10 protein-coding genes and 1 pseudogene are annotated in these 11,166 nt (G+C 54.7%); 10 read left to right on the forward strand and 1 reads right to left on the reverse strand.

Translation table 11 applies throughout. The features are described from left to right. Positions 1-1,118 (forward strand): annotated as a pseudogene (locus tag RT018_RS01550) (hypothetical protein); the annotation flags it as partial. Positions 1,119-1,471: 353 nt separating this feature from the next. On the opposite strand, the gene RT018_RS01555 reads toward RT018_RS01550, so the two are convergent. Next, complete coding sequence (locus RT018_RS01555) at positions 1,472-1,921, reverse strand: YhcH/YjgK/YiaL family protein (protein ID WP_312938787.1); 450 nt, start codon at positions 1,919-1,921, stop codon at positions 1,472-1,474. Positions 1,922-2,223: 302 nt separating this feature from the next. Here RT018_RS01555 and RT018_RS01560 point away from each other — a divergent pair, with 302 nt between their 5' ends. The 9 genes from RT018_RS01560 to RT018_RS01600 all read left to right on the forward strand — a co-directional run bounded on the left by RT018_RS01560 (position 2,224) and on the right by RT018_RS01600 (position 11,126). Further along, the gene (locus tag RT018_RS01560; RefSeq protein WP_312938788.1) at positions 2,224-3,018 is read left to right on the forward strand and encodes an IclR family transcriptional regulator; all 795 of its coding nucleotides are present in this window, start codon (positions 2,224-2,226) and stop codon (positions 3,016-3,018) included. A 69-nt stretch (positions 3,019-3,087) separates the two neighbouring features. Further along, positions 3,088-4,149, forward strand: a complete 1,062-nt coding sequence (locus tag RT018_RS01565) for a sialic acid TRAP transporter substrate-binding protein SiaP (protein WP_312938789.1) — start codon at positions 3,088-3,090, stop codon at positions 4,147-4,149. A 128-nt stretch (positions 4,150-4,277) separates the two neighbouring features. Next, a complete protein-coding gene (locus tag RT018_RS01570) occupies positions 4,278-4,874 on the forward strand; it encodes a TRAP transporter small permease (protein ID WP_312938790.1) in 597 nt (198 codons plus the stop codon). 1 nt (position 4,875) lies between these two features. Continuing rightward, positions 4,876-6,213 carry a TRAP transporter large permease gene (locus RT018_RS01575; RefSeq protein WP_312938792.1) on the forward strand — a complete coding sequence of 446 codons (1,338 nt, stop codon included), beginning with the start codon at positions 4,876-4,878 and terminating at the stop codon, positions 6,211-6,213. Positions 6,214-6,256: 43 nt separating this feature from the next. Then, on the forward strand, positions 6,257-7,180 hold the full coding sequence (locus RT018_RS01580) for a dihydrodipicolinate synthase family protein (protein ID WP_312938794.1): 924 nt from the start codon (positions 6,257-6,259) through the stop codon (positions 7,178-7,180). A gap of 150 nt (positions 7,181-7,330) precedes the next feature. Then, positions 7,331-8,329: a ribokinase gene (locus RT018_RS01585; RefSeq protein ID WP_312938795.1), complete on the forward strand. Its 999-nt coding sequence runs from the start codon at positions 7,331-7,333 to the stop codon at positions 8,327-8,329. A gap of 83 nt (positions 8,330-8,412) precedes the next feature. Further along, complete coding sequence (locus RT018_RS01590; RefSeq protein WP_312938796.1) at positions 8,413-9,024, forward strand: SIS domain-containing protein; 612 nt, start codon at positions 8,413-8,415, stop codon at positions 9,022-9,024. A 14-nt stretch (positions 9,025-9,038) separates the two neighbouring features. After that, positions 9,039-9,446 (forward strand): RbsD/FucU family protein, encoded by a 408-nt coding sequence (locus tag RT018_RS01595; protein ID WP_312938797.1) that lies wholly within the window; start codon positions 9,039-9,041, stop codon positions 9,444-9,446. A 528-nt stretch (positions 9,447-9,974) separates the two neighbouring features. Then, entirely contained in the window at positions 9,975-11,126 is a 1,152-nt protein-coding gene (locus RT018_RS01600) for a BMP family ABC transporter substrate-binding protein (RefSeq protein ID WP_312938798.1), read from the forward strand. Positions 11,127-11,166 lie beyond the last annotated feature (40 nt).

Raw genomic sequence — 11,166 nt, forward strand, 5'->3', positions numbered from 1 at the left:
CCGACGAAAACTCGGCAATCTATTGCATTAGTCCCGCAGCCGGTCTTGTCAACGTGAACGAGGACACCCTGTCAGTGGGTGATACCGTTCGGGTCTTTAAGACCAACGACGTGGCCGATCACATTTATAAGATGTTCTTGGCGGCGCCCTACTCCGCTCCGGTAAACGGGACTCCGGGAAGCAAAACGCTGAAGAACTTCTTGGCCACGGCTCTGGAGCCAGTGGGCACCGCACTGTATATTTACGGCGGCGCATGGGACTGGCAGGACGTAGGTTCCAGCAATCAGGCCACTACCATCGGGCTTCCCCAGAGCTGGATTGACTTCTTCCAGTCTCATGACGCAAACTATACCTATAGAGACAAAGACGGCAGCGCGGCCAATAAGGACGCTGCTCATTCCTACTATCCCTACAATAGCTGGAACCAGTATTACTACGCGGGTATCGACTGCTCCGCTTATGTGGCTTGGGTGACCTATAACACACTGAACGCCACCAGCGGCGGCAATGGCTACGTGATGAGTTCCACAAAAATGGCAAAGAATTTTGCACAGACACAGAACTGGGGGGCATGGACACAGAGCTTTTCTGCGCCCACAAGCCACGCCGGCAGTGATTTCCATGTAGGCGATATCTTTAGTATCAACGGCCACGTGTGGATTTGCCTTGGCACATGCGATGACGGCAGCATCGTCATCATGCACTCCACGCCCTCTAACAGCAAGACTGGCCAGCCCGGCGGCGGCGTGCAGATCAGCGCGTTGAATCCAAAGAATACGGGAAAAACCTGCGAAGCCTTCGATCTTGCAACCCGTTATATGAACGTCTACTATCCTCTTTGGAGCCAGCGTTATGATGCGGTACTGAAGGATTATCACGATTACACTTCCTTCACGGGATCTAACGCGGGCAAGTTCACGTGGACCTTGGACGGCTCTGGTGCGCTCACCGATCCGGACGACTATGCCAACAAAACACCTGCTCAGATTCTGGAGCTGTTGCTTGGCAAGGCCGTTATTAGCACCGACGGCAATGGCGGCGAAACCGCGGCTGCCACCAACCCCACCACCACTGGAGCGGTGCCTACCATCGCCGCGCCCAAATCGCGATCATGTTGAGCCGGTGCGGCCAGAAGGCGCGGTAATCCGGCGCAAGCGGCCCATCGGTGCAATCATGGATTCCCGCAAAAAGCTGTCTCTTTGGGGAATTGTCAGGGCATAAGTTCGAGCCCTGCATCGTCTACCAACACTTCCCCTTAGAGCCAAAAGGCTCTAAGGGGAAGTTTGTACATTGTCAGCCATATGCAATATTAGCAGGCCATCAGGGGGAACGCACAGGACGCGTAATCTTTAAAACCGTGTTCCCTTTTGACACGCACTGTTAGAAATGTTGACTATGCCTCAGTACCACTTTCATGTTACGCACACATCCCTTGCCGCCATGTTTCATCGCTGCGAAAAGAGTGCTAGTCTTAGCCCTTGCGCACCTTGACTACGCACTTGCGAACCGTCTCCGGCGCACCCACCGCCACGCAGGGAGCATGGGCGTCCTGCGGCCACAAAACCAAAACCCGACTGCCGCTCAGGGTCAGTTGCTCTGTTGGGCCGCGGTAAAACCAGATATCTCGCGCCACATCGCCGGACAGCTCCTCCTGCATGGTAGATAGAGGGGCCACTCCCACCAGCTCTTTTCCACGCAGAAGATACTGCACATCAATGTATTTCCGATGAGCTTCCGGCGTGTCATTGATAAGCCGCGTTTCATAGGTGCTCAGGTCGGCAAACACGTCCGTCCCATCCAGCTCGATGCGGCCATCAGGAAGGGCGGAAAAATCAGTCTCCGCAAGAAAGCGGAAGGCCCGCTCCAGCCGGGGGGACAGGGAGGAATATGCCAGAAGATGTTCTGTTGTGTCGTAAAGCATCGTAAACCGTCTCCTTTAACCGCCGGGGCGGCGTTTATAGATTGAGCGAAAACACGCCCATTTCTCCGGAATTGTACACGAGGCGACGCGCTTTGTAAATGGACAGACGGACCACATCGCAGGTGAAAAAGACTTTTTATACAAAAAAAAAGAAAAACGTTCATCATTCAGAAACGCCTGATTAAATTTAAAGCTACGTAAACGTATAACTCTAAAAAAATCACAGTTTTTTTTTAATCGCTTGCGAATTCCATCTGATCTTTATATAATTACATCACAATAAAGAAAGGTGTTCTTTAATAGTGAACAGTGAACGAGAGATTGGAATGAACTGGGCACAGGATCCCAAAGTCAAATCTCTGGCGAAGGCGCTGCGGATTTTGGAATGTTTCTCCGTGGACACGCCGGAACTGGGCGTGACGGAGCTTGCGGAAATGAACCACATTACCAAAAGCAACGCACACAATATTCTGACAACCTTTCAGCAAGGTGGATATGTTGTAAAGCAGCCCAACGGAAAGTATGCGTTGGGGCTTCAGTTGCTGGAATTCTCTTACATTATTAACCAGCATCTTGGATATCCTAGGGCTGTGTACGACTTATTGACGGATTTGGCAAACAAAACCGGTGAGATTGTCTATTTTGGCCTTCCTCATGGGACAGATGTCCTTTATCTTTATGTGGCCCATCCCATAGCGCGGATGCAGGAACTGCCCTACCGCGATATGCTGGGAGAACACGCGCCGCTTTATTGCACGGGAATTGGCAAGGCCATTCTATCCGCCATGCCGGAGGAGGAGTGGGAAAAGCACATTACTCCGGTCCGCACGCCCTTTACCGACGCCACAGTGATCGACCATGATCAGATCATTGAAGAGCTGTGGCGCACCAGACGGCGGGGCTATTCTATCGACAACTGCGGGCGGGAATACAATGTCCGCTGCGTTGGCGCGCCAGTATTCAGCGGAACAGGGCGGCTGGTGGCCGGCATCAGTACCTCGGGACCAGTCAGTGCCATGACTGATGAAAAGCTGCTGCACTGCTCCAAGCTGGTGATCGACACAGCGCGACGTATGCGCGAGCGCATTTATCACTAATCTGTGTCCCAACGCCAGAAGGCGTGAAAATTATCAAAACGCACCGATTTTATTTAGGAGGATATTTTGATGAAAAATTGGAAAAGAGCTCTTGCAATGCTTTCTGTTTCGGTAATGACGGCGGGTATGCTGGCCGGCTGCGGCAGCGGCTCCGCCCCGGCTGCGTCCGGTTCTGCGGGCGGTTCCGGTTCTGCCGCCGCAAGCGACGTGGGGGACCCGGTAAACCTGATTTTCTCTATCGCCGCCGTCCCCACCGATGCGCATGGCGCTGCGCAAAAGGTCTTTAAGGACACGCTGGAGGAAATCTCCGGCGGCAACATGACCGTGGAGTGCTACGATTCCGGCACGCTGTACGGCCAGGACACCGAGACCGACGCCCTGAAAAACGGAGACGTGGACATGATTTACAGCTCCGCCTCCTGGCTGACCGACGGCTCTCCTTGGATTTCCATGTTTACCGCAGGCTATGTGTTCCAAAGCTATGATCACATGACCAAGGTTCTCAATGGCGACATCGGCAAAGAGGTTTTCCAGAAAATCGCCAGCGAGCAGGGCATTCTTCCTCTGGGCGCATTTTATCTGGGCACCCGCCAGATCAGCCTTTCCGAAGACCGCGCCATTAAGACCCCCGATGATCTCAAGGGCGTGAATCTGCGGATGCCCAACTCTGAAGCTTGGGTCTTTTTGGGCAAGGCCATGGGTGCAAACCCCACCGCCATCGCTTTCAACGATTTGTATCTGGCGCTGCAGACCGGCACTGTGGACGGTCAGGATAACCCCCTGCCCACCGTGCAGTCCGCCAAGTTCTACGAGGTGCAGAAGTCTATTTCTCTGACCAACCATCTGGTAGATTCCGTGTGGCCCACCATGAACCTGAACAAGTGGAACTCTCTCACCCCCACCCAGCAGGGTTGGGTGATGCAGGCCGTGGAAGCCGCCCGGCAGTCCTGCGACGAGCAGAACCTGAAGACGGAGTCCGAGGTTCAGGATTTCCTGAAGGAAAAGGGTCTGAAAATCTATGAGGCCGACGTGGCCACCTTTGCAGACCACGTGCTGTCCGTCTATCTGAATGATTCCATCTCCGATAGCTGGGACAAAGACCTGCTGAGCCAGATTCAGGCGATGGCCTGATCCATACCACTCTATCCCAACCGGGGGGCTGGTAAACCGGCCCCCCGGCTTTTTTAATTCCGTGCGGCTTAAACGCCGCACTTCCGGTTTCCGTCAGCAAAGTCCGCTTTCAGAGAGGAGAGATGTTTTTGGACGGCCTGAAAAAAGTAGGGCGATTTATTCGCAACTGCGTTGAATTGTATATTCCCATCGTGGCCTTTGTGGCACTGTTTTTGATTTTCTGTTATCAGGTTTTTATGCGCTATATCGCCAACAACCCCCAGTCATGGACGCTGGAGGTCGAGCAGATGTGCTTTTTATGGCTGGTGCTTCTGGGCGCCTGTTATGCGCAGCGGGAAAAGTCCCACGTGTCTTTCACGCTGCTGTATGACGTGTTGGACGTCAAGGGAAAGGCGCTCACCGCCTTGCTGGGCAATCTTCTGATTGCCGTGACCTTCGCAGTGGCGTTTATCCCCTCCCTTCGGTATATCTGGGGACTGATGAGCCGGGCGCAGGTCACCAGCATCCTGAAAATATCCAAGACATTGGTGTTTTTCCCCTATGTGATTTTCCTTGGATTCATTCTGGTGTACTCGCTTTTAGATATTTACGAGGAGATCCGGGTCCTTCAGGGAGACCAACGGTATATTAATAAACTGCTGAGCGAAAGCAAGTCCGAGGCGGAGCAAGCCGTTGAGGCCTCCATTCAGCAGGAAATCGACAAAGCCAAAAAGGAGGACCAATAATATGGAATACTTGCCTTTGATTGGTTTCATTGTGGTTTTTGTCTTAATTTTTCTGTTGCGGATGCCCATTCCCACCGGCATGATTACGGCGTGCATGACTTATTTTATTCTGGGTGCAATTCAGTCCGGCCAGCCCATCGGCGCCGTACTGATGGGTGAAACGGGCAGCTTACATCTGGTGGCGCAAAAGACCATTGAACAGGTGTTTACCAATGGCACGCTGATTGCCGTCCCTCTGTTCATTTTTGCGGCTAACATCATGAATGCAGGCAAAATCACGGAGTATGTATTCGGTGTGTGCAAAGGCATCGTGGGGCGGTTTCACGGCGGATTGGCGCACGTAAACGTGCTGGCTTCGCTGGTGTTTTCGGGGATGACCGGTTCCGCCGTGGCGGACGCCTCCGGCCTTGGTAAAATGGAGATCGACGCCATGCGGCAGGAGGGCTATGACAGTGGCTTCAGCTGCGCCATCACCGCCGCCAGCGCCACCATCGGGCCCATCTTCCCGCCCTCCATCCCCATGGTCATCTACGCTATGCTGACCAATGCCTCTGTGGGCGCGCTCTTCATGGCCGGCATGGTTCCGGGCATTTTGCTGGCGCTGGCACTGGGTGTATATGTGTTCCTCGTTGCAAGGGTACGCAAGTATCCCCGGAGTGAACCGCCCAAGCTGCGCGCTTATCTCCAATACTGCCTAAAAGCCTTCTGGGCTATGTTGACTCCGGTCATTCTGCTGGTGGGCATTTATACCGGCGTGATGACGCCCACCGAAGCGGGTGCTATCGCGGGATTGTATGCTTTGATCGTGGCGATTTTCGGCTATCACGTTCTGAGCTGGAACGGCTTCAAGCAGGTTTTGATCGACACGGTGCGTTCCACAGGCTCCGTTTCCGTTATGGTGGGCGCGGCCTCCGCCATCTCCTTCATCTTTGCTAAAGAGCAAATCGGCGTTATGATTGGAAACTGGCTTCTTGGCATTACGGACAACAAATATGTGTTTTTGATAATTGTAAACATCGTCATCCTGATTTTGGGCATGTTTGTGGACACCTCGGTGATTCAACTGGTGATGATTCCCATTCTGTGGCCCGTGGCCAACGCGCTGGGCGTGAATATCATCCACTTTGGTCTGATCATCGTCTTTAACATGATGGTGGGTCTCTCCACGCCGCCCTTCGGCATGTGCCTGTTCATTACCTCCGGAATTTCCGGCACGCCGCTTAAGGACGTGATAAAAGAGATCAAGTGGCCCATTGTGGTGATGCTGCTTGTATTAGGCATCATCACCTATATCCCTGATGTGGTGCTGTTCCTACCCCGGATGTTTCATATGATGTAAGCGCAAACTGAGGGGACGTCTATCATTTTTAAGGAGAAGAATCATGGCTTTTACTATCGCTTCCGGCATCTGGCCGGTGATGATTACCCCATATCACGACGATAAGACAATTGATTTTCAGGCGATTGCCCGCCTGTGCGACTGGTATGTTGAAAAAGGCTGCGCCGGAGTTTTCGCCGTGTGTCAGTCCAGTGAGATGCTTTATCTCACCCCTCAGGAGAAGCTGGATATTGCCAAGGCCACCGTGGATGCGGTGGGCAGGCGCATCCAGATCGTGGTTTCCGGCCACACCGCCGACGACAAGCCCTCCCAGTTCCGGGAGCTGGAGAATATGATGCGGATTCCCGGCATTGGTGCGTATGTTCTGGTAAGCAACCGGCTGGATCAGGATCATGAGGGCGAGGTCGCTTTTGAGGCCAACGCCCGGGAAATTTTTGAACGGTATCCGGAGATAGATTTCGGAATCTACGAATGTCCCTCCCCTTGGAAGCGACTGGTCTCCACGGAGTTTCTCCGTAAGGCCGGCAAGGAGGGACGGATGGTGTTCCTGAAGGACACCTGCTGCGACTATGAGCTGATTCGGGAACGGTTAAACGCCGTGGAGGGCACGGCGCTGAAGATTTTCAACGCCAACGCTCAGTCCTGGTATGACAGTGTGCTTCACGGAGCACAGGGCTATTGCGGCGTTATGGCAAACTTCCACCCCGAGATTTACAAGTGGGTTTATGATCACCGGAACTCGGATCCCGAACGGGCGCAGATGGCGGCCCACTTCCTGACCATGGCGGGAATGATCGAGATGCGTATTTACCCCTGCAACTGCAAATATCATCAGAAGCTGGAGGATGTTCCCATGAGCGTATACGCCCGCAGCGCCGACATGGCAAAGCTGGACAAAAACGCCCGGGGCGAGGTGGAAGCGCTGATTGCCATGGAAAAGTATGTTCGCAAGCAGCTGGGAATTTAAAAAGCAGACGTTGTACCGTTTCTGAAAGAGCTGTCCACGGTCCCAAATATACGCGGGTTCTCCCTTGCATTTTGCGGTGACCCGGCCTATGATGAAAACGCCAACGATCAGCGGCGACACCGCGCGAAGCGGAAAGAGAGGAGCAATTCTATGCTGAAAAAGCCAAAAATTCTGGTGGCAGGCAGCTTTATGATGGACTTGATCGCGTCCACACCCAAAGCCCCCGCATCCGGTGAGACTGTCATCGGCACTGATTTCCGCACTGCGCCCGGGGGCAAGGGCGCAAATCAGGCCGTTCAGTGCGCCCGGCTGGGCGCGGAGGTCGTGATGGTGGGACAGGTGGGCGACGATGCCTTCGGAAAAGAGATGCTGGAGACGATGGCGCGGGCCGGCGTGGACGTGAGTCATGTTCAAAAAGATCCCGCCACGTCTTCCGGCGTGGGGCACATTCTTTTGGAGGTCACGGAGCGGGGCACCCAAAACCGCATCACCGTGGTGCCCGGCGCCAACTATTCCACCACCGTGGAGCAGGTGGCGTGGCTGAAAGACGAAATCGGACGTTTTGACATGGTGATGCTTCAGCTGGAAATTCCCATGGAGATCAACATGGTCGTGGCGGAGTATGCAAGGGCGGCGGGGGTTCCCGTGATGCTCAATCCCGCCCCGGCAGCGGCGCTACCGGAGGAATTGTTGCGCTGCGTCACCTATCTCTCTCCCAATGAGCACGAGGCTGCGGCCATCGCAGGCCTTCCTCTGCGGGCGGATGCGCACGGCATTCGAAAGGACGATGTAGAGGCCGTCTCAGCGGCTTTGCAGAGCCGCGGCGTGGACAATGTGATTATCACGCTGGGGGAAAACGGTTCCTCGGCGGTAGGCCCCGGTGGCATTGACTACACGCCCTGCGTAAGAATGCCACAGGTGAAAGACCCCACCGCTGCGGGGGACTCCTTTGTGGCGTCGTTTTGTACGGCGCATGCGGCGGGGCTTCCGCGGGCGCAGGCGCTGGCCTTTGCCGCCCACGCCGCCGCCATCACCGTTTCACGAATGGGGGCCATGCCGTCCCTTCCCACCATGGAGGAAGTGCAGGCCCTGCTGCGGGAGCGGGAGTATCTTGAAGTTGACTTGACAGAGCTGGACGCTCTGCGATAAGAGTTACAAACACAGTCCTTCGTCAGCGGCGAACCTATTCCCGTCCGCTGACGAAATGCTTCCCGTACAGAAAGGAAACAGCTATGAAACTTGAAAGCAAGCAGGCGGCGACGGCATTTCTATCCTCCGTCCAGGAGGAGCTTTCCGCGTTTGTGGAGAAGCTGGACGGCGAGACTTATGAACAGGCGGCCAATTTAATCCTCACCTCCCGAGCAGGGGGTGGGAGACTGCACGTCACCGGCATCGGTAAGCCAGGACATGTGGCTGCGTATATGGCATCCCTGTTTTCCTCCACTGGAACCGCATGTTATTTTCTCCATGGAACCGAAGCGGTCCATGGCTCCTGCGGCCAGCTGGAGGCGGGTGACGTGGTGATTGCCATTTCCAATTCCGGCGAGACGGCGGAGCTGAAGAGCACCGTTCTGGCCGTTAAAAACAACGGCTGCAAAGTCATCGGCGTATCCGGAAATCCGGAGAGCTGGCTGGCAAGCCAGTCCGATGCGTTTCTCTATGCCGGCGTGGGCGCGGAAGGTGGCCCGATGAACCGTGCACCCCGGAACTCCGTTCTGGCGGAGCTGGTGACGCTGCAAGCTTTAAGCGCGGCGCTTCAGGCCGAGCAAAACTGGACCGCACAGGAATACGTCCGCTGCCACCCCGGCGGAAAGCTGGGGCAAATCCGAGACAGCGAGAAGTGAGAGGAGGCGGTTTTATGCTGACCGGAAATCTGATTCACCCTGCGCTTTTGCATTTCCTGTCCCGTTGCGGACACGGAGATAAGGTGCTGATTGCCGACGGAAACTATCCTCTGGCATCTAAAACCGGGGACGCGGAGAAAGTTTTTCTGGGTCTTGCGCCCGGCCTTCCCACCGTCACGCAAGTGATGGAAGCCCTCCTGTCCGTATGTAACTTTGAAAAAATGGAAGTGATGCAGCCGGAAGACGGCTCCACCCCGGAAATTTTCGGCGAATTTGAGCGGCTCTTACCTGCCGCAGCCATGGAAAAGCTGGATCGATGGGCGTTTTACAGCGCCTGCGGTGAAAACTGCCTGCGTGTGGCAGTCTCCACCGGAGAGGGAAGAACCTTTGCCAATGTGCTTTTGACGGTGGGTTGTGCGTAAAACGCCGGGCGCAGTGGTAATCTGCCCCGGCGGCAGATACGCATTCCTCACCCGGTGGTTGAACATGTGAATTTTCGGTCTTCAGATTCCGCACCACTTCTGACCCTTCCAGAACCCCCTCAGAGCCGCAAGGCTTTGAGGGGGTTTTTTATTTACTTTTGGAATACGGATTTGAGACCAGTTAACGGATCCACTTTGCGGTACAGTTACAGATATTGGGCAATCCGTGTTCCAATACGCTGTAATTTCCCCCTCAATCGTTCTTTTTTCTCCGTTATAGAGCCCGCAGTTTGTGCAGACAAAGGCGTCGAAAAAGCGAATAAGGGGAACGCAGCGTTCGGGAACGCGCCGCACACTTTGGTTGACACATACCCCAAACCCTCGCTTTTAATCCGCCGATTTTTTATTACATTCTAAAATTGACAAACCGATCCTGCTTCTATATGATTAGCCATAAGAAATCAAAATAGGTAATACCTTAACGTTCCCTTATGCTTATTATAAGGGGCAAATCGAAGGGAGAAAACCATGAAACTAAAAAAATTTGCCACCCTGCTAGCGGCGTGCGCGCTGATCCTGTCCCTCGCGTCCTGCGGAGCAGGAACCGGAGCTGCCGGCTCTTCCGCAGCGTCTACCCTGGGTTCTGCCTCCGGCGTATCAAGCACGGCCTCTGGTCTTCCCGCGCTGACGGCGGAAGAAATTCACATCGGTGCCGTTTTCAATACGGAGCTTGGTACGGAGGGCTTCAGCTATGCGCTGGGCCAGGGATTCAAAGCGCTGGAGAACGCAGGCTATCAGGTGGATTATGCCTTCAGCATTCCCGAGTCTGCCGATTGCGAGGTTGCCATTGAAAACCTGATTAATCAGGGCTGCAACGTCATCTATGCCACCAGTTATGGCTATGGCGAATATGTGGCCAATGTGGCCGTGCGGTACCCGGATGTCTATTTCAACCACTATTCCGGCAGTGTCAACGCGGACAATTTGGCCACCTTCTTCCCCAAGAATTTTCAGAGCGAGTATCTGTGCGGGATAATCGCCGGGATGCGGACCGCGTCCAATCAGATCGGCTATCTTGCCTCCTATCCCATCCCCGAGTGCATCCGCATGGTCAACGCGTTCACGCTGGGCGCAAGGTCCGTCAATCCCAACGTAACGGTAAATGTCAAGTGGACCGGCTCCTGGTTTGACCCGGCCACGGAAACCGCTATCGCCACCGAGCTTGTCAACAGCGGCTCCGATGTGGTCATCGCGTATCTGGACAGCTTGAACGCGGCAATCGCGGCCGCCAATCTGGGGGCATATTCCTTTGGGTACGCCACGTCCGGCTATGAGACGATTCCCGAGTCCTTCCTCGCCAGTCCGGCCTGTGACTGGGAGAGCTTTTTCGTGAACGATGTCCAGAGAATTGTGGACGGCACATGGACTGGTACCAACCAGTGGCTGGGCATGCAAGAAGGGCTTGTCAGCCTGACTGAGATGTACAATCTGGCCGACGGCACAGAGGAAACGGTAACCGAGGCCGAAGAGGGCTTTAAAACCGGCACGTTGGATATCTGGGCTGGCCCCATCTCCGACAATCAAGGCAACATGGCCGTGGCAGGGGGCGAAACGCTGGATCAGGCGGCGCTGTTCTCTATGAACTGGTTTGTTGAGGGTGTGAACGGGAGCGCAAACTGAGGCTGTCGGCAGAAAAAATCTGCAGTCTGTTTTTTTAGGA

This window comes from Oscillibacter sp. (genome assembly GCF_032060045.1).
Taxonomy (GTDB): Bacteria; Bacillota; Clostridia; order Oscillospirales; family Oscillospiraceae; genus Oscillibacter.